Raw genomic sequence first — 19,951 nt, 5'->3', positions numbered from 1 at the left:
TCCAAACGTTACTATTTAACCATGAGCGAAAATCATAACAAGCACATCAGTTTTAATGATTCACACAAAATCTGTTTCCGCCAACATGCGTTAACGGAGAACCTCAGCTGGGCTCATTATCAAAACAGCGAGGAACGTTTGTTCTACATCAATGATAAACAGCACACCTTAAGCATGTATCTAAGTGGGGGTTATGAAACTCACAGAACTGATATTCAAGCAGATTTTGGTGGGCCAGGTCGATTCAGCTTAATGCCTAAAGACAGTGAAAGCCGCTGGCAACTTGGCATACCGCAGCAATTTATGCACCTCTACTTTGATGATAACTACCTTAAACAGCTCGCTTTGAAAGTCTTCGATATGGACCCTAGAACGATAGAGGTACCTGAGCTTACCTTCTTTGAAAATCAAGGCCTTGAGTCCCTGTTTAGATATCAGGTAGCCAATATAGACTGGCACACACAAAGTCACCTTGCTCTGGAGCAGATAACTAACACAGTACTGGTGTCCATGTTACAAAGCAGTGGGCTGACAAAGTCCTTAAATCGCATAAAGGGCGGACTTTCTCCCCATGTTGCAAGGCTAATCAGTGATTATATTCAACAACACTACCACCGTCAGATCTATCTTTGCGAGCTGGCCGACTTAGCTCAGCTTAGTGAGTATCATTTCTGCCGCATGTTTAAAGAGAGTTTTGCACGCACGCCACAAGAATACTTAACCTATATCCGAATAGAACAGGTTAAACATCTACTTAAAACAAGCGCACAGAGCTTGTCAGATATCGCCCTTGACTGCGGCTTTGCAAATCAGAGCCATATGGGAAGGTACTTCAAAAAACAGTTTGGGATCACACCCAGAGCATTTCAGAAAAGCCAACTCTGACATAGCTTCAAGCAACACAAAGTGCCAAGTGGTAAAAACCTGCGAAGTTCCTATTTTTAGTTACAAGGCCTACAGGATTGTTTCGACAGCAGAACAATTGTGAAACAGACTTAATCATCTAACTTATACTTGAAGAGTATTCATCATTATCAATTAGCTGTTGCAATCATTTCTGAAAGTGTTTAGTTTAAATATATCGACTGGCAAAGATGCTGTCGCAATTGATTAGATATTCATATTAATTGGATATCCATTTTACAAAAGAGTCACCAGACTCCCAATATACTTGATAAGATAGAGACAAGATTATGATAAAGCTTCTGAACACTGTGCATCATCACCACCATATGCGGTAGCCTTCGGAAGCTCACTGCCGAAGGAGACTATCCTTCTGGCGGTTGATTCAAGCATATCAAAACCCCTGGAAGGAATTCCGGGGGTTTTTCGTTTTAGCTTATCTGGCTGATAAATAAAGATTTAATATTAGCCAGCAACAAATTTAAACAGATATTTGAATCAACTTATAGGGATCACATCATGTCAGAGTCAAACAGATTACGCATCGCCATCCAGAAATCAGGTCGCCTCTCGAAAGAGTCGATGAAACTACTAAGAAGTTGTGGCGTTAAATTCAACATCAATGAGCAACGACTTATCGCCCACTCTGATAACTTGCCAATCGATCTTTTGCGTGTACGTGACGATGATATTCCAGGTCTAGTCATGGACGGTGTGGTCGATCTTGGGATCATAGGTGAAAATGTGCTCGAAGAGGAGCAGATTGAACGCGAACGCCTTGATAAACCAGCAAGTTGCATTAAGTTACGTGAGCTGGACTTCGGCGCATGTCGTCTATCGCTAGCGGTACCCAACGAGTTTAACTATGAAGATGCCAGCTCCCTCGAAGGCCTTCGCATCGCCACCTCCTACCCAAACCTGTTGCGTCGCTATATGCAGAGAAAAGGGATCACCTACAATGACTGTATGCTCAAAGGCTCAGTAGAGGTAGCCCCACGTGCAGGACTGGCTGATGGCATTTGTGATCTGGTCTCTACAGGCGCCACGTTAGAGGCCAATGGCCTTTATGAAACTGAAGTCATCTACCGCTCTAATGCCTGCATCATTCAATCCTCTGAAGTTCAGCTACCCGCAAAGCAAGCCCTTATCGAAAAAATCTTGTCTCGTATTAATGGTGTTGTTCGCGCTAAAGAGAGCAAATATATCTTGCTACACGCACCGACAGAGACACTAGAGCAGATCGTAGCCCTACTCCCTGGCGCTGAAAATCCAACAGTGCTACCTCTAAACGATGATACCAATCGTGTCGCTATCCACGCTGTCAGCACTGAAGATCTCTTCTGGGATACCATGGAGGAGCTAACACAGCTCGGTGCCAGCTCAATCCTAGTGATGCCAATTGAAAAGATGATGGGGTAGCAGATGGAGATCTTCAACTGGTCACAGCTCACGCAGAGTGAACAACAAACCGCACTCGCTCGCTCCCCATTAGTTGGCGATGCCGATATGGAACAAAATGTACTGGATATCATCAATCGTGTACAAGCGGATAAAGACACTGCATTGGCTGACTTTAACCTCAAGTTTGATGGGATAAAGACTCAGAACTTAAAGCTCTGCGTGGATGAGATAGAAGCTGCATCATCTCGTGTCAGCAGTGAAATTAAGCAGGCAATCTCCCAGGCCATAACCAACATTAATGCATTTCACAAGGCACAAGCATTCACGCCAGTTGAAGTTGAAACTCAAGCAGGGGTTCGCTGCGAATTGCGCTCAGAAGCGATTGAAAAAGTCGGCCTCTATATCCCTGGCGGCAGCGCACCGTTAATCTCTACCGTACTTATGCTCGCACTTCCAGCCCAGATCGCTGGATGTCAGCAGCGAGTACTAGTGTCACCGCCCCCCATAGATGATGCCATCATCTATGCAGCTCAAGAGTGTGGGATCACTGATATCTTTCAGGTTGGCGGTGCACAAGCCATTGCAGCAATGGCTTTTGGCACTGAAACTATCCCCGCCGTTGATAAAATTTTTGGCCCAGGCAATCGCTATGTTACCGAAGCCAAACGTCTTGTTTCCCAAGACAGTCGCTGCGTGGTGAGTATCGATATGCCAGCTGGCCCCTCTGAAGTGCTTGTGATTGCCGATAGCGATGCAAACCCAGACTTTATTGCCGCGGATCTACTGTCACAAGCCGAGCACGGTCCAGACTCGCAAGTGATGTTAGTTACTGACTCTTCACCTTTAGCAGAGCAGGTCAACGCTTCACTTAAACAGCAATTAGCACAACTGAGCCGTTGGGAGATAGCCGTCACCGCATTGAGTGCCAGTCGTATCTTACTGGTTAACGATATGGATGAAGCGGTTCAGGTTTCTAACCGTTATGGTCCTGAGCACTTAATTATTCAGACTCAGGCTCCACGTGAACTACTGAATAAGGTTCGCGCTGCTGGCTCAGTCTTTCTAGGCGCTTACACGCCAGAGTCTGTAGGAGATTACGCCAGTGGCACCAACCATGTCTTACCGACCTATGGTTATAGCCGAGCTGTCTCTAGCCTCTCACTTGCAGACTTCTCTCGCCGCTTCACTGTTCAGGAGCTAAGCGCCGATGGGCTGCAAGGCTTAGGTCAAACAGTCATGGCTCTCGCAGCAGCCGAGCAACTCGATGCCCACAAAAATGCCATTGCCATTCGCTTAGCATCACTAGCCGGAGAGAGCTTATGAGAAATATCAAACAGCGCCCTCTTGCTCAACGCCTTGCCAGATCTGAGCTGTTGGAGCTTGAAGTCTATCAATCGGCAAGGCGGATCGGTGGGCGTGGTGATATCTGGATCAATGCTAACGAGTCCCCTTTTAATAACTCAGAGCTGGCAAACCTAAACCGCTACCCAGAGTGTCAACCACCTGAGCTTATCTCGGCCTATAGCCGTTACTCAGGAGTGAGTGAACAGAGCATCATCACCGGACGCGGCGCAGATGAAGCCATTGAACTGCTCATTCGTACCTTCTGTATTCCCGGCATAGACTCAATTGCCAGTTTTGGGCCAACCTACGGTATGTATGCCATTAGCGCCAAGACGTTCAATGTTAGTGTTAAAAGCTTGAGCTTGACCGCTGATTATCAACTGCCAAAGGATATCGTTAACCAAACGCAAGGTGCAAAGCTGGTATTTATCTGTAACCCCAACAACCCCACAGGCACAGTTATTGATGTAGAGAGTATCGAGCAAGTACTCACAAAACTGCCCGAGAGTATGGTGGTTGTTGATGAAGCATATATCGAGTTCTGCCCTGAGTATAGCGTTGCTCATCTTATTGAAAAATATGATAACTTAGTTGTATTAAGAACCCTCTCCAAGGCATTTTCACTCGCTGGTGCACGCTGTGGATTTTTGATGGCTAACCCTAATATTTGCGACATGGTGATGCGGGTTATTGCGCCCTATCCGGTGCCCCTTCCCGTATCACAGTTAGCAACATCGGCCTTAAGTGATTCAGGTATTGAGCTGATGAGACAGCAGGTCAAGAGTCTAAAAAGCTGCGGCGCACGATTAAGCGATGCACTGCAAAGCATTGGCGCCAAGGTACTTCCCGCTAACGGTAACTTTGTCTTAGCCAAGTTTCAAACATCGACGGTGAGCGAGAGACTACACACCGCAGGGATAGTGGCAAGAGCTTATAACGATCCCAAACTGACTAACTGCATCCGCTTTAGCTTCAGTAATCAAAGCGATACGGATGCAATAATTAACATATTAAACCAATAAGTTATTGACTAGATACGCTAACAATAATGATAAGTATTAAACAGATTTAAGGGTTAACACATCATGAAGCAAAACATCTTATTTATCGACCGCGATGGCACTATGATTGAGGAGCCAATCACGGATAAACAGGTCGATAGCCTAGCGAAATTGGTTTTCGAGCCACAACTTATTCCTTCACTTTTAAAACTACAGGATGCGGGTTATCGTCTCGTCATGGTTAGCAATCAAGATGGACTGGGCACCCCCTCTTTTCCAAAAGATGACTTTGATGCACCACAAAATATGATGATGCAGATTTTAGAGAGTCAGGGAGTGATTTTTGACGAAGTGCTGCTCTGCCCTCACTTTGATGATGAAAACTGTAGCTGCCGCAAGCCAAAACTTGGGCTCGTCAAAGAGTACCTCACCTCAGGTAAAGTCGATTTTACCCGCTCGGCAGTCATTGGCGATCGCCACACAGACATGGGGTTGGCCGATGCCATGGGCGTTAAAGGCCTGCAATATAATCGTGAGACCCTAAACTGGAACGCGATTACCGAGCAGTTGTTAACTCGTGAACGTGTTGCCAGCGTGACCCGCACCACCAAAGAGACTGATATACGTGTCACCATAGATCTAGACTCTCAAGATAAAGGCACTATTGAAACCGGCATCGGATTTTTTGACCACATGTTAGATCAGATAGCGACCCACGGCAGCTTTAAGATGGACGTATTCGTTGACGGCGATCTTGAAATTGATGACCATCACAGCGTTGAAGATACAGCCCTGGCCATTGGTGATGCACTTAGACAAGCGCTGGGAGATAAACGCGGCATCGCCCGTTTTGGTGATGCGTTTGAGCAAGCCATTCCCATGGATGAAGCCAGTGCCTCCTGCTTACTCGACCTATCAGGACGCCCCTTTATTAAATTTAAAGGGGAGTTTGAGCGTGAACTCGTCGGTTCAATGGCCACAGAGATGGTGCCACACTTTTTCCGCTCATTTGCCGATGGTCTGCGTTGTACCTTGCACTTATCCACTGAGGGTGACAACGACCATCACAAGGTTGAAAGCCTATTTAAGGTGCTAGGCCGTACGCTACGTCAGGCGGTAAAAGTCGAAGGTGACAACTTACCATCGAGTAAAGGGGTACTTTAGTCATGGTTAACCAGCAACAAACAGTCAGCCTGACTCAATGGGAGATATCATGAGCCAGACAAATACGACTGTGATTATCGACACGGGCTGCGCCAACTTAAACTCGGTGCGCTATGCATTCGAGCGATTAACTGATGATGTGTTAGTCACCGACAATCATGAAGCGATTAAAGCCGCAGATAGAGTCGTACTACCCGGTGTCGGCACTGCCGGCGCCGCAATGGCATCGTTAAAAGATAAACAGCTTGTCGGACTGATTCAAAGCCTGACACAACCTGTCCTTGGGGTGTGCTTAGGTATGCAGATGATGGGGAGTCTCTCTAAAGAGCAAGGGGGAAAACAGGTAGATTGCGAATGTTTAGGGCTTATTCCAACAGAGGTGACAGAGCTCGATAGCCAAGGTCAGCCCCTGCCCCATATGGGCTGGAATCAGATAGAGGTTTCTGATCATCCGCTCTTTGATGGCATTGCATCTGGCAGTTATCTCTATTTTGTTCACAGCTACCGTGCACCTCTGAGCGAGTACACCATTGCCAATAGTCAATATGGTGAAGCCTTCAGCGCCGCTATCGCTAAAGATAACTTTATGGGCGTGCAGTTTCACCCCGAAAAAAGTGCAGCGGTAGGCTCAGCCATCTTAAAAAACTTTTTAGCACTAGACAGAGACTCGCTTAACATGAAACTGCAGGAGGCAAGCTGATGATCATTCCGGCAATCGATCTTATTGAAGGTCAAGTTGTACGCCTCTACCAAGGTGACTATAAACAAAAAACTACTTTCGATTTAAGCCCGCTTTCTCAGCTTAAATCCTACCAAGATCAAGGTGCTAGTTGGCTACATATTGTCGATCTGACTGGGGCAAAAGACCCTGATAAACGTCAAACAGCATTAATTGCTGACTTAGTCGATAGACTCGACGCCAATATTCAGGTCGGTGGCGGCATACGTAGCGAAACACAAGTGATTGAGCTGCTCGAGATTGGCGTAAAGCGCGTGGTTATCGGCTCACTGGCAGTTAAAGAAACATCACTAGTACAGAGCTGGTTTGAAAAGTATGGCGCCGAGGCTATCTGCTTAGCATTGGATGTCAATATCGATGAGCAAGGCGAAAAAATTGTCGCGGTATCGGGCTGGCAATCAGGCGGCGGTAAAACACTTGAATCTCTGGTTGAAGTTTTTAAGCCCTATGGACTAAAACACGCTTTGGTGACCGATATTAGCCGAGATGGCACTTTGCAAGGTGCAAACACGCAACTCTATCGCGAAATAGCAAGCAGCTACCCTCAGATTGAGTGGCAAGCTTCTGGAGGCATTGCCAGCCTCGATGATGTTGCCGCGGTCAGAGATAGCGGCGCGAGTGGTATCATCATAGGTAAAGCGTTATTGATTGAAAACTTCAATGTAGAGCAGGCCATTACCTGCTGGCCAAATAGCTAAAAAAAATCACTCCAGCTAAGTAAAGCTGGAGTGAGTCAAATCTTGATATTAATTGGTATTAATATAGTCAGGTTACCACCAAGTCACATAGAAGAAAGTAAGAATAATCACGCAACCAATTGCAGCAAGATTAAAGCCTCTGTCGGTAATAAAACTCACATCATCTAAACTCACGCTACTATCATGATCTGAAGGTTTGTCCATTAAGGAAACAACTATCGTTACGGCTAAGCAGAGCAGAAAAACTAAGCCAATCCGATCCATAAATGGCAGTGATGGGATCCCAAATTTCAATGCAACAGAGAAAACCGCTGAGCCTATTGCCGCAGCCAAAGCGCCCCTTGACGTCGCACGCTTCCAAAACATACCAGTAATGAATATCACCACAATTCCTGGTGTGAACAAACCAGTGAATTCCTGAATATATTGAAACGCTTGCTCAAACTGTCCAAGTAGTGGTCTAGCCGTTAATAATGCAATCGCTAAAGCGGTTAATGTCGCAATGCGACCAACATTAACGTAATGAGTTTGGCTCTTAGCAGGTTTTAACTTTGCGTAGATATCCATGGTAAAAATAGTAGAGATAGAGTTGGTCATTGAAGCAAGGGATGAAACAATTGCAGCAACCAAAGCGGCAAACACTAGCCCTTTAATCCCAACAGGCATCAGGCTCATCATAGAGGGATATGCTAAGTCAGGTGAGGTCAAGTTAGGAAATAGAACCACGGCTGCGATCCCCGGCAAAACCACAATCACGGGCATAAGAAGCTTTAAGTAGGCAGCAAAAGCGATACCCTTTTGCGCTTCACCCAAGTTTTTAGCAGCAAGTGCACGCTGAATAATATATTGGTTGAAACCCCAATAACTAATATTCATCACCCACATGCCTCCAATAAGCACTGAGATACCGGGTAAACTCATATAGTTAGCATTATCAGGGCTTAAAATCATATCAAAGTGGCCGGGAAGCTCCTCACTTAAGATAGCAAAACCTGCAAACAAGCCTTCACCATCAGCGACTTGAGTCAATGCCAAATAACTTAGTAGCAAGCCACCAAAGACTAACAACACAACTTGCACAATATCGGTATACGCGACCGCTTTTAAACCACCATAGAGTGAGTAAACAATAGAAAAAATAGATAAGAAAAGCATACCCGTCATGGCATCGATACCGGCGACAGCTTCAATCGCTAACCCACCTAACCATAACACTGCGGTTAAGTTGACAAAGATATACACAGCTATCCAGAAGATCGCTAAGATTGTTTTCACTCGACTATCAAAACGCTGCTCAAGATATTGAGGCATAGTGAATATTTCATTCTTCAAAAAGATCGGTAACAGGTACTTACCAACCAAGATCAAGGTAATTGCCGCCATCCACTCATAGGATGCAATAGCGAGCCCCATTGCATACCCAGAGCCAGACATACCAATGATCTGCTCTGCTGAAATATTTGAGGCTATCAAAGAGGCACCAATAGCCCACCATGGTAATGCCTTACTGGCTAAGAAGTAATCTTCCGTATTGGTTTCATGGGATTTTTCACCTCGCGATATCCAGATCGCTATGATGATCAAGCCCACCACGTAGGCAATAAAAACATTAATATCGAGGGTATCGAGTGTCATTTTCTTCCTTCCTATCTTTATTATTTTTTAATTTATTATCATCTTCTTCATTCAAATTGAGCGCTGTTTGTATAAAAACAGTAAACCCGCTTTAGGCTAACTTGTAAAAACTGAGCCAGCGCCAATTTGCGCGGTACAAACATAGATGGAAGCCCATAAGCCACTTTGCTCATAATATTGCGTTTCAACAGCATTGATAACCTGATTAACTAATGCATCGGGGACAATAGAAACAACACAACCACCAAAACCTCCACCTGTCATACGTACACCGCCGAGCGCGCCGACTTCAGACTTGATAATGGCGACTAATGTATCCACTTCAGGTACGGTAATTTCAAAGTCATCTCGCATAGAAGCATGAGATTCCGCCATTAACCTCTGCAGCGTCTGCATATCATTACTGGCCATCGCTTGAGCGGCTGCATAGGTTCGGGCATTTTCAGTGATAATATGTTTTGCACGTTTTGCTATCACGCTATCAAGTTCAGACTCTCGGGCATAAAAGGTGTCGATATCGACATCACGCAGTGCCTTCACCCCAAAAAATGTCGCTGCGACTTCACATTGCTTACGACGGGTATTGTATTCACTGTCAACTAAGCCACGTTTTTTGTTGGAGTTAACAATAACAATACTGTTCCCTTTAGGCAGTGCCACTAGCCTTGTTGCTAAACTCCGGCAATCTATCAACAAGGCATGATCTTTTTTGGCTTCTGCAGAAATGAGTTGATCCATAATTCCACAGTTACAACCCACAAATTGGTTTTCAGCTTCTTGACCGTTTAACGCTATCTCTTGTTGACTGATATCTAGACTGTATAAAGCCTTAAACGTCTGGCCAATTACCACTTCCAGTGCAGCAGAGGAGCTTAAACCAGCCCCTTGAGGTACATCTCCACCGATAGCAATATCGGCGCCGCCAAATTGATAACCCCTCAATTTCAAATGTTTGATCACGCCGCGTATGTAGTTCGCCCAACTATTCTTGATAGAAACAATATCCTCATCGAGGGAGAACTCATCTGTCGCTCCATCATAGTCAACCGAGATAACTCGTACTAAGCTATCCTCACGAGGGCTGGCACAAACAACCGCACAGTAATTAATCGCACAAGGTAAAACATAACCGTCGTTGTAATCTGTGTGTTCCCCAATTAAGTTGACGCGCCCAGGAGCTTGGAGCACATATTGTGCTTGGTAACGAAAACCCACTTCAAAAACAGCTCTTACTTTACTGACTAAATCTGACATAAAAATTCTCAATCACACCCTAACTAAAATCACCGATACCAAATATCAAGTCGTCGCTTTGAACTGACCTGCAGTTTTATAATGCTCATTCGAGGCTAAACGTAATCTTTGGGCTGCTTGTTCTGGGGTTAAGTCACGCTGCGCCTCCGCTAACATCTCATAACCGACCATAAATTTTCGTACCTGTGCCGAGCGTAACAAGGGAGGGAAAAATGAAGCATGCAATGTCCATTCAGGATGCTTCTCACCATCAAAAGGAGCCCCATGCCAGCCCATAGAGTAAGGGAAAGAGGTAGTAAACAGGTTATCGTAACGAATGGTGATCTGCTGCAATATATCTGCAAGAGAGCTCTCTTGTTGGCCATTCAAATCTGTCATACGTTGAACAGGAAAACGGGGCAATAATAGAGTTTCAAATGGCCAAGCGGCCCAATAAGGCACCACTACCAGCCAATCAGCATTGCTCACAACCACACGCTCACCTTGAATATGCTCATCAGAAATTTCACGTTTAGCATAATCTTGCAGTAGATTTGTTCCATAGTTATGGGTGTATGTATCAAACGCTTTTTGCTTCTTCTGAACTAAAGTGGGTAGATGATTTTGAGCCCATATTTGACCATGGGGATGGGGATTGGAGCAGCCCATCACTGCGCCTTTATTTTCAAAAACTTGTACCCATTGGTAGCTTTTTGCTAAATCTGAGGTTTGTGCCTTCCAGGTTTTAACCACAGCGGTGATCTCAGCAACCGAGAGTTGAGGCAAAGTTTTACTGTGATCTGGCGAGAAGCAGATCACACGACTCTCTCCCCTCTCCGTTGCCATAGTAAACAGAGGGTCATCACTATGGAGCTCAGGAGTATCTTGCTTTAGTGCTGCAAAATCATTTTTAAAAACAAAAGTGTCAGTATACTTTTCGTTAACTTCACCATTGATACGCGTATTGCCGGAGCACAAGAAACAATTTTCATCATAGCTGGGCTTATCCTCCTCATCCAAAGCTTCAACTTGGCCTTGCCATGGACGCTTCGCCCTATGTGGCGATACCAAGACCCATTCATCAATTAATGGGTTATATCGGCGATGTGGGTGTTCAGTAGGATCAAAATCAACAGTCATATTTATAGTATTAATAGCTAGCGAATAGACAAAATGTAAACGTTTCCATTTTTAATTGCAATAGGCAGAATGAATTCAAACCTTGTTAGCTTTATGAATAAAGGGGGTTTCAGTTTAAACCTTGAGGCATCGACTTGTGTTCACTGATATTCTAAATAAGTACTACACACAACAAGGGGTAAGGTTAAATTCATTTAAATACAGCCAATTAAATCGAAAAATAAAAAGAGTTACTAACCTATTAACCAAGCTATAGATGAGCAAAGAGCTAGACTCTTGTTTAGATTCATTCCTATGTGTATATTAATCAACAAATACGATTTTCAAATAATGTAAACGTTATCTTATGTCAACAATCAAAGACATTGCTCGTGTCGCGGGAGTCTCGGTCGCAACCGTCTCCCGTGTTGTTAATAACGATCCGAAAGTGAAGGAGAAAACCAAGCAAAAAGTCACTAAAGTGATGCTTGAGCTCAACTACACCCCCAATGCAAATGCACGAGCCTTAGTCACACAAAGAAGCACCACTATTGGGGTGATAATCCCCTCATTGACCGACCCCTTCTTTGCTTCATTAGCTAACGGAGTTGAGCAAGTCGCCCGACAACAGAGTATGCAGCTACTGTTAAGTACCGGCTTGGTGAGTGCAGAATCTGAGAGACAAGCGATAAATCTACTCAGAGAGAGGCGATGTGATGTGATGGTTGTTCACAGTAAAAAGCTCACCGATGATGAGTTAATCGTTTTATCTGAGCAAATTCCAGGGCTTGTGTTAATCGATCGACACATTGAACAGATCTCACATCGTTGTGTCTGGCTAGATAACCTAGAGGGAGGGAAAATAGCAGCCCGTCACCTACTCGCCTTAAACCACCAAAAATTTGCCTCTATCTCCAGTAAATATCAAATTGAAGATCCAGGGCTCAGGCTCGAGGGATTCACGCGAGAGTTGACTGGTGCCGGATTTGCTATCGACGAGCAGTTAATAGAGTACGGCGAGCCCAACCTGCAAGGCGGGGAGATAGCAACTCAACACTTACTCTCTTCAGGAAAAACATTTTCTGCACTCTTTGTTTATAACGATGCTATGGCAATAGGGGCAATATCGACGCTGGAGGACAACGGTTATCGAGTTCCCCGAGATATTTCGGTGATTGGCTTTGATGATGTTCTGCTCTCTCGCTATTCGAGGCCAAAGCTATCCACGCTTAACTACCCCATTGAAGAGATGGCACAACAAGCGGCAAATTTGGCCATAGAATTAACCAAAGAGAGGAGAACGGCTAAAGATGAGTACAAGGTCGAAAGCAAGACAAACAAATATGTCCCTAGACTAGTCAAAAGAGAATCAACAAGTTTATGCAACGAAAACTGAGATATTAAGGGTTTTTCTCGCTAATTTTTCATCAATTAACATCAAGGATAGAAAAGTCTATTTAATAACTAGGTGTTCTGCTTTTTATGTTAACTGCGATGTAAAAAACCTGTATATTCGATTTCAAGAATAACTGCATTGTTATGCACCACTATTCATTCGTGTGAAGGTCTATTCATTTTTAATTAGTTCAATGTAAGTGTTATCACCTATGTGTACCCTAGAAAATCTAAAAAACACCACTGTCGTTTTAACAAAACAAAGCATTAGCCCCAAGGTGATATTATGTTAGCTAAACGTATCGTACCCTGCCTTGATGTCAGAGAGGGAAAAGTCGTTAAAGGCGTGCAGTTCCGCAACCACGAAATTGTCGGTGATATCGTCCCTTTAGCAGCAAGGTATGCCGAAGAGGGGGCGGATGAGTTAGTCTTTTATGACATCACCGCCAGTGCCCATGACAGAGTTATCGATAAAAGCTGGGTGAGCAGAGTTGCCGAGCGTATCGATATCCCCTTCTGTGTTGCCGGTGGTATTAGCACCATAGAGCAAGCCAGAGAGAAGCTTGCTTTTGGCGCAGATAAGATCTCAGTCAATTCACCCGCCCTTTCCGATCCAAGTTTAATTCAACGCTTGCAGGATGAATTCGGCCGTCAATGTATTGTAATAGGTATCGACTCCTATTATGACGAAGCAAGCGACAGCTACAGGGTGAAGCAGTTTACCGGCGATGAATCCGCAACCAAAGATACCCAATGGTTTACTCAAAGCTGGGTTGAAGAGGTGCAAAAGCGAGGTTGCGGTGAGATTGTTTTAAACGTGATGAACCAAGATGGCGTACGTCAAGGTTACGATCTAAAGCAGCTCTCTATCATTCGAGAGATCTGCGATGTACCACTTATCGCTTCAGGCGGTGCAGGAACCATGGAGCATTTTAAAGATGTCTTTGAGATAGCCAAGGTTGATGCTGCACTTGCAGCAAGTGTATTCCATAAAGGGATCATCGACATCAATGAGCTGAAAAGCTACTTAGCTCAGCACAAGATCCCCACACGCCGCTAAACGATAAAGCTCAGGCTCAATGCTTAAGCGATAGGAACAGAAAATGACCGATTCAGTAAAAGACAAATCAACACTCTCAAACTCACTAGATTGGGATAAGCAAGATGGACTGATCCCTGCTATCGTGCAGAACCACTTAACCGGAAAAGTGCTCATGTTGGGCTACATGGATAAGGCCGCACTGGATAAAACCTTAGAAACAGGCTCAGTAACCTTTTTCAGCAGAAGTAAGCAAGCATTATGGACAAAAGGAGAAACATCGGGCCATACATTAGATCTAGTCGCTATCGACAAAGATTGCGACAACGACAGTTTATTGGTGCAAGTACTTCCTAACGGCCCTACCTGTCACCTGCAAACTGAGAGCTGCTGGCCAGATGGAGATGCCCACACTTTCCTCGATAATTTGGCCAACTTGATTGCGGCTCGCAAAGGCGATGATCCAAAATCCAGTTATACCGCACATCTGTTTGAAAGTGGCACTAAGCGTATTGCACAGAAGGTCGGTGAAGAGGGATTAGAAGCAGCGCTAGCCGCAGCAACTCACGACAAACCAGAGTTAATCGATGAAGCATCGGATCTTATCTATCACCTATTGGTGCTACTTGAAGATCAAGATCTCACTCTAGCCGATATCACTAATAATTTGCGTAAACGCCATTTAAAAGCAAATTAAAGCAGCACCTTACAGAATAAAATAATAAAGCCTCATTGATGAGGCTTTATTTATTTAAATCCTAATAAATCAGCAGTATAATCGCTTTAAATGTAAACATAATGTATAAAGTGTGAGGTAAAATTATCAAACTAATGCATTGGTTAGTCTTATGCGGCCTCTTGATTAGCAATGCTACTCACTCCGCTCTACTAAATGCAAAACCTTTGACCTATTTTGTTATCGCACATCAGGCCGAACCTTTTCAGATAGTGGATGATACCGGACAACATCAAGGAATTATCAGTGACATCATCACCTCTATCCTTAGAGGTTCACGTACCAATATCATCCACAAGACTTACCCCTTTAAACGCATGCTTTTTATGATGGAGAAAGAGAATCAAGGTCATTGGATAAGTTATGGCTCCCCCGCTTGGAAGCACAGTAGTGGTGTCAAAATACAAAATAACCGCCTCTCTGAGCATCCACTATTTTATGTGTCCCACCAACTCATTACCGACAAAGATACTGAACTTCACTTTTCAAAAATAGAAGATCTGTTTGGTCAAACCCTCATTACCTTAAAAGGGTTCTCCTACCCAGGTTTAGACAGTTACCTTATCAAGGGCCAAATCAAACATATTCAAGTCGGTAGCCATGAACATGCGCTAAAAGCACTGAAAACTGGTAGAGGTATCGCCTTTGTTGCCATGAAAAACCGGGCTCTTTATACACTCAAAACCTTAGGCCTAGAGATAGATGAGTATGCTTTTATCGACTTCTCATCTGTGATCAGCTCCTATCCAATACACCTTTCCTACAGCGAAGGGTTATCAGAGCCATTGATTAAGCAGATTGAAACTAAGATAGTTGAGCTAAAAAGTAGTGGAAAAATAACTGACATAATTAGGCGGTATCAAATGTAAACCATAAAAACTCAATCAATCACAGAGTACCCTTGTGGCACCTGATACCGCTCCAATATCTTCTGATAAGTTCCATTTTCAATAATCCTCCTTAATCCTAGATTAAACGTCCGAGTGATCGCCTTTGAGTTAGGGTAGTTTGGCGAGATCATCAAATGAAAAGCAGTACTGCTTTCAGGCTTCGAAGCCACCCCATAACTGGCGAGTTCGTTGGGGAATGATTGACTCACTAACTCCCACCCCACTAACTCATCTATTAGGGTAAAATCTATCCTTTTTAGTTTTAACATCTCAACATTCTGTTTATCTGAAGTCACATAGTGAATCGTTAACCCCGCTTGTTTAAACGGTTTTTCATACCAGTACCCTCTCACACCTCCTAAAGTGTAACCTTTAAAGTCAGACAATTTCTGCCATTCAAACCCATTGGGAAAGCGAGATTTCAGGTAAAAGAATTTAGGAAAAAAATAGATAAGTGGATCAGAAAAAATAAACTCACTCTGCCTCTCTGCTGTTTTAAGGTAGGGGAAGCAGGCAAATACCTTTCCAGCTTTTAATTCATGCTCACCACGAAGCCATGGCTCGAAAATAATATCAGGTGAAAAAGCGCTCCCTTTTAACGCCTCCTCAACAATGTCTGGGATCACTCCACTTGCAACCCCTTTGATATTGATCACATAAGGCTCATAGTTGCTGGTTGCAAATACAATACGTGCAGGCCTCTCTTGTGCGAGTAAACTCATATGAACAAGGAGAAAAATAATGGCAGCAATCCGGTTAACAGCTCTAAATAGCCCCAAGATTTTCAACCCCATATCTGTTTTAAAAAGTGGTAGAGATATTTCATCTAGCTCACTCCAACCTAAAGTTAACCTCAATCCCTAATCAAGTGTTAACCCCAAGCCAGAAACTGTCAATTTGTCCTAGCCCATTCTCTCACCGAAACCCGTTCTACCCAAACTAGCCCTTCATTGAGTAGAGTGCCATGAGCCAATCAACTGAGATTGTGGCACTCGATGTCCTTAACAGATACATTTATAATTCAGAGGTTCAATATGGGTAAAATCTCCCTGATATCTAACCCAGTTAACCGTGTTTGGCTGTAAAATGAAAAACACTGTTCGCAACTGTTATTCCCCCGCTAAAAAGCTGTTGCGAATGAGAAGTTCTGCTACAATTCCCGCCGAAATCATCCAATATAATAAAAGACCCTATGAATCTCTCTAATAAAGTTCTCGCAGTTAATGATGATCTTCCTATTCGTACAGATAAGGCCGTTCATTCCGGTAAAGTTCGCAGTGTTTACTGGCTTACAGAGCAAGATAATGCCCGCTTAATTCAAGAAAAAGGTTACGATGTTCCTGCTGATACTCCCCTTGCAATTATGGTGATCAGCGACCGTATCTCTGCGTTTGACTGTATCTGGCAAGGCGAAGGCGGTCTCAATGGTGTCCCAGGAAAAGGAGCAGCACTAAACGCTATCTCAAACCACTGGTTTAAACTCTTTAAAGAGAAAGGGTTAGCCGATAGCCATATTCTAGATGTCCCCCACCCTTTTGTTTGGATAGTTCAAAAAGCGCAACCTGTGATGGTTGAAGCGATTGCAAGACAATACATCACAGGCTCTATGTGGCGTGCATACAGCTCAGGTGAGCGTGAGTTTTGTGGCATTAGGCTACCGGAAGGCTTAGAGAAAGATCAGAAACTTCCCGAAATTTTGATCACACCATCGACTAAAGGTGTGTTAACAGGCCTTGAAGGCGTACCTGAAGCCGATGATGTAAACGTCTCTCGTGCCGATCTAGAGCGTCACCTTGAAGGGTTTAACTTCCGCAAACTCTCTGATGTTGACCTCTACGAAAAACTCCTCAAGGAAGGCTTTGCAGTGATCAGTGAGGCTCTTGACGCACAAGATCAGATCTTTATCGACACCAAATTTGAGTTTGGTTACGTTAAAAATGCTGACGGGCAGGAGAAGCTTATCTATATGGATGAAGTGGGCACACCTGACAGCTCACGGATCTGGGATGGCCCGGCACACCGTGATGGCAAGATAATCGAAAAATCAAAAGAGGGATTCAGACAGTGGTTACTTAATCACTTCCCAGATCCAGATATCTTACTAAACAAGGAGCGCATGCCTGAACGTTTCGCACTCGCTGCCGATAACAAGTTACCTCAATCCGTAATGATGGATATCTCAAACACCTATGTCGGCATTGCAGAGAAGGTCATAGGGAAAAAGCTGACTATCAGTGAGGACCCTAAGCAAGAGATCATCGATATTTTACGCAATGAATATCAGCTAATAACTGATTAATTCAATCTAGCTAGATAATTGAGAGCCGTAACATCTTAAAGTTACGGCTTTTTTATTACCTGTTTCTGCTGCTACAGATCTTTTCCATCTTGCCAACATAGATGAACAACTGCAGCACCTATGTGGCCCAAGAGTAAAAACGGTAAAATGATATCGGCGCCGACATCTTTATGAAAGATAGCAAATGGCTCAATAAAGGCGATCATCTGCATCCCTACTTCCTCTCTAACCCAGTGCTCAACCACTTCAAATCTAAAAAATCCTGATAAATAGACAGCGCCCAACAGAGGTATATCAACAGCCGTGCCAATATAAGCCGTAATAGGCATCATGAGTAAGATGAAATACAAGCAATAATGAACAAGTCTAGCAGCTAGAACACTAGGCTTAGTAAAATGCGCTGACCGTCTTAATATCCGGTAAGCCAACATAATGACAGTCAGAACTAGCACCAGAATGCCAAAGTTGATATGGATAAGCAGAAGGTACCAGTTTGCCACTTCACTCTGAGATGTATACCAATAGCGATAATAGGCTGTGGTGTAAGTCATAAACACACTAAAGACTAGGCACCAGTGCAGTATTCGGCCCAGATTATTGCATAACAAACACTTAGCCACAGACATATTATTCAGCACGGCCGTTAAGTACCTCCCTGTCAGTGCCATTCAAAGGAGCATGGCAAGCAATGCACAGTTCAGAGCGACCCGAGTTAGATACTCTCTTTTCCGCTATTGTTTGCATTGAAACTGGTAGCAAAATGAATACAGATAATCCCTGTTGAATGGTCATTGTTAACTTTTTCATAGAAAACTCCTAAAAATCCATACTATAGGAGTTATTACGAACTTGGAGGGTTTGAAATACTCAAAAAATACACCCACCGTCTCTAAGAGTAAAAGCACTGGAAACAAGATGCATATAAAATAAAGCTTATATGAAAGCTGAAATAACAATCAGCATACACCCACACTTTATTATGCTAAAAAACATTCCAAGGTAGGGTGAATCCACTTTATTTTAAAATTATTTCACTTAACATTTCCTATATATTTCAAAGATCTTAAATAGATGTCACATTTTACTTAGACCAAAGTATAGCGACTTTAGTTTGAATATTACCCTATAAGTCTGTAGATATAATAAACACTGAATATTCAGCATTCATATTATTTTAATATTTAACAAAAATGGAGAATAAAAGATGTTGAGTAAGTTAATAAGATTTAGTTTTATTCATGCTATTGCTTCAATTTTATATATTAGTCCGCAAGTTCAGGCTAACGATACAGAAAACTTTATAGGTTTTTTCAATAGTATTGGCAATCCAAATTATAATTTTACCGACAGTGACACTGGCACCATCTACCCTAGTAATAATCCACCATCTGTCAATAAAGCACGCGATGCACTGGCAATGCTTGAATTTGCTGAAGCGGCCTATACCAGTCACCAAAGCCCTAATGGATGGTCAAGAGTAGAGACTCATGCTAAAGACTCTGGCTTTAATGCTGTGGTGTTCAAATCAGGAGCACAAATTATTATCGCCTACCGAGGCAGTGAACTTGGCACCTCTGATTGGGTTACCGATGGTGGCCTGACGGCCGGAGAGTTTCCCGCTCAATACGCTCAAGCAATGGCGCTTGCCAAAAGTGTCAAAAGTCGCTACCCAAGTAATGAGATTAAACTGACAGGCCATAGCTTAGGCGGCGGCCTCGCCACTGCAGCAGCTTTACAATCAGGGCTAAGCTCAATTGTATTTGATGCCACAGGGATCAACAATAATATATATCAAAGCCTAATCAGCGAAAAAGGTGAAAGTCAGGTTAAATTAAATGCTAAATTAATTATCAACTTTAATTTAGAGGGAGAGTTTGTTTCCGATACAGATCATCAACAAGATGCTGATGTTGTGGGTAACTTAGAGTCTGGCACACTGCAATATGGGGATATATTCTACCTTTCGGACAATAGGTTTAATCCCATCATTTTTAATAACTCTCTAGCTAGACACCTTACCCCTCCATTAAAAGAGGAACTTAGTTTTCTATCTAACCCATTAAATAGATATAACCCATTTAACCTTAATGGAGAAAATAATGATATTAATCCATTCAACTTATATATTGATTTAACACCAGATGATATTGATATCAGTTTCTTCCTTACTTTTTACGCTATAAACTCACTACCAAGTTTAATTAATGATATTACACCTTAAATATTCATATTTTTAAAATAAAGGATTAAGAGTATGGATATAAATACCAACCGGTATAAATCTACTCTGTCATTGCAATGGAGTGCAACCCGTTACACATAAAACAAACCCTAGCTATTATAACCTTTTTAGTG

19 protein-coding genes are annotated in these 19,951 nt (G+C 43.3%); 13 read left to right on the top strand and 6 right to left on the bottom strand.

The features are described 5' to 3' along the window. Positions 1-21: 21 nt before the first annotated feature. The 7 genes from K0625_RS09640 (at position 22) to hisA (ending at position 7,250) form a co-directional block, all read left to right on the top strand. Positions 22-885 carry a helix-turn-helix domain-containing protein gene (locus K0625_RS09640; protein WP_220109491.1) on the top strand — a complete coding sequence of 288 codons (864 nt, stop codon included), beginning with the start codon at positions 22-24 and terminating at the stop codon, positions 883-885. Positions 886-1,422: 537 nt separating this feature from the next. Further along, the gene (gene hisG / locus K0625_RS09635; RefSeq protein ID WP_220109490.1) at positions 1,423-2,322 is read left to right on the top strand and encodes an ATP phosphoribosyltransferase; all 900 of its coding nucleotides are present in this window, start codon (positions 1,423-1,425) and stop codon (positions 2,320-2,322) included. A 3-nt stretch (positions 2,323-2,325) separates the two neighbouring features. After that, a complete protein-coding gene (hisD, locus tag K0625_RS09630; RefSeq protein WP_220109489.1) occupies positions 2,326-3,627 on the top strand; it encodes a histidinol dehydrogenase in 1,302 nt (433 codons plus the stop codon). Then, positions 3,624-4,670 (top strand): histidinol-phosphate transaminase, encoded by a 1,047-nt coding sequence (gene hisC, locus K0625_RS09625; RefSeq protein ID WP_220109488.1) that lies wholly within the window; start codon positions 3,624-3,626, stop codon positions 4,668-4,670. Before hisD ends, hisC begins: the two co-directional genes overlap by 4 nt. A 63-nt stretch (positions 4,671-4,733) precedes the next feature. Beyond that, entirely contained in the window at positions 4,734-5,813 is a 1,080-nt protein-coding gene (gene hisB, locus K0625_RS09620; protein WP_220109487.1) for a bifunctional histidinol-phosphatase/imidazoleglycerol-phosphate dehydratase HisB, read from the top strand. A gap of 49 nt (positions 5,814-5,862) precedes the next feature. After that, positions 5,863-6,513, top strand: a complete 651-nt coding sequence (gene hisH / locus K0625_RS09615) for an imidazole glycerol phosphate synthase subunit HisH (protein WP_220109486.1) — start codon at positions 5,863-5,865, stop codon at positions 6,511-6,513. Then, complete coding sequence (gene hisA, locus K0625_RS09610; protein WP_220109485.1) at positions 6,513-7,250, top strand: 1-(5-phosphoribosyl)-5-[(5-phosphoribosylamino)methylideneamino]imidazole-4-carboxamide isomerase; 738 nt, start codon at positions 6,513-6,515, stop codon at positions 7,248-7,250. The genes hisH and hisA overlap by 1 nt, the downstream gene beginning before the upstream one ends. A gap of 72 nt (positions 7,251-7,322) precedes the next feature. On the opposite strand, the gene K0625_RS09605 is transcribed toward hisA, so the two are convergent. The 3 genes from K0625_RS09605 to K0625_RS09595 form a co-directional block, all read right to left on the bottom strand. After that, entirely contained in the window at positions 7,323-8,885 is a 1,563-nt protein-coding gene (locus K0625_RS09605; protein WP_220109484.1) for a sodium/sugar symporter, read from the bottom strand. Positions 8,886-8,981: 96 nt separating this feature from the next. Then, positions 8,982-10,139: a galactokinase gene (gene galK, locus K0625_RS09600; RefSeq protein WP_220109483.1), complete on the bottom strand. Its 1,158-nt coding sequence runs from the start codon at positions 10,137-10,139 to the stop codon at positions 8,982-8,984. Positions 10,140-10,184: 45 nt separating this feature from the next. Then, positions 10,185-11,258, bottom strand: a complete 1,074-nt coding sequence (locus K0625_RS09595) for a UDP-glucose--hexose-1-phosphate uridylyltransferase (protein WP_220109482.1) — start codon at positions 11,256-11,258, stop codon at positions 10,185-10,187. Positions 11,259-11,604: 346 nt separating this feature from the next. On the opposite strand from K0625_RS09595, the gene K0625_RS09590 reads away from it, so the two are divergent. The 4 genes from K0625_RS09590 to K0625_RS09575 all read left to right on the top strand — a co-directional run bounded on the left by K0625_RS09590 (position 11,605) and on the right by K0625_RS09575 (position 15,276). Further along, positions 11,605-12,633 (top strand): LacI family DNA-binding transcriptional regulator, encoded by a 1,029-nt coding sequence (locus K0625_RS09590; RefSeq protein WP_220109481.1) that lies wholly within the window; start codon positions 11,605-11,607, stop codon positions 12,631-12,633. A gap of 285 nt (positions 12,634-12,918) precedes the next feature. Beyond that, positions 12,919-13,692, top strand: coding sequence for an imidazole glycerol phosphate synthase subunit HisF (gene hisF / locus K0625_RS09585; protein ID WP_220109480.1), 774 nt, complete (start codon positions 12,919-12,921; stop codon positions 13,690-13,692). A 43-nt stretch (positions 13,693-13,735) separates the two neighbouring features. Continuing rightward, positions 13,736-14,368: a bifunctional phosphoribosyl-AMP cyclohydrolase/phosphoribosyl-ATP diphosphatase HisIE gene (hisIE, locus tag K0625_RS09580; RefSeq protein WP_220109479.1), complete on the top strand. Its 633-nt coding sequence runs from the start codon at positions 13,736-13,738 to the stop codon at positions 14,366-14,368. Positions 14,369-14,529: 161 nt separating this feature from the next. Next, a complete protein-coding gene (locus tag K0625_RS09575; RefSeq protein ID WP_220109478.1) occupies positions 14,530-15,276 on the top strand; it encodes a substrate-binding periplasmic protein in 747 nt (248 codons plus the stop codon). An 11-nt stretch (positions 15,277-15,287) separates the two neighbouring features. Here the strand turns inward: K0625_RS09575 and K0625_RS09570 are convergent, their stop codons facing one another. Next, on the bottom strand, positions 15,288-16,154 hold the full coding sequence (locus K0625_RS09570; RefSeq protein WP_232846999.1) for a substrate-binding periplasmic protein: 867 nt from the start codon (positions 16,152-16,154) through the stop codon (positions 15,288-15,290). 335 nt (positions 16,155-16,489) lie between these two features. Here K0625_RS09570 and K0625_RS09565 point away from each other — a divergent pair, with 335 nt between their 5' ends. Further along, positions 16,490-17,596: a phosphoribosylaminoimidazolesuccinocarboxamide synthase gene (locus tag K0625_RS09565; RefSeq protein WP_220109477.1), complete on the top strand. Its 1,107-nt coding sequence runs from the start codon at positions 16,490-16,492 to the stop codon at positions 17,594-17,596. A 71-nt stretch (positions 17,597-17,667) separates the two neighbouring features. Here K0625_RS09565 and K0625_RS09560 read toward each other — a convergent pair whose 3' ends face one another. Continuing rightward, on the bottom strand, positions 17,668-18,222 hold the full coding sequence (locus K0625_RS09560; RefSeq protein ID WP_269902797.1) for a cytochrome b: 555 nt from the start codon (positions 18,220-18,222) through the stop codon (positions 17,668-17,670). Between the two features lies 1 nt (position 18,223). Next, the gene (locus K0625_RS09555; protein ID WP_220109475.1) at positions 18,224-18,403 is read right to left on the bottom strand and encodes a hypothetical protein; all 180 of its coding nucleotides are present in this window, start codon (positions 18,401-18,403) and stop codon (positions 18,224-18,226) included. A gap of 397 nt (positions 18,404-18,800) precedes the next feature. Between K0625_RS09555 and K0625_RS09550 the strand changes: the two genes are divergently transcribed. Beyond that, a complete protein-coding gene (locus K0625_RS09550) occupies positions 18,801-19,817 on the top strand; it encodes a Tle-like phospholipase domain-containing protein (protein ID WP_220109474.1) in 1,017 nt (338 codons plus the stop codon). The last annotated feature ends 134 nt before the right edge of the window (positions 19,818-19,951 follow it).

It is taken from the genome of Shewanella nanhaiensis (genome assembly GCF_019457885.1).
Lineage (GTDB): Bacteria > Pseudomonadota > Gammaproteobacteria > Enterobacterales > Shewanellaceae > Shewanella > Shewanella nanhaiensis.
The sequence above is the reverse complement of the archived record's forward strand: the minus strand, read 5'-3'. Positions and strand labels throughout refer to the sequence as shown.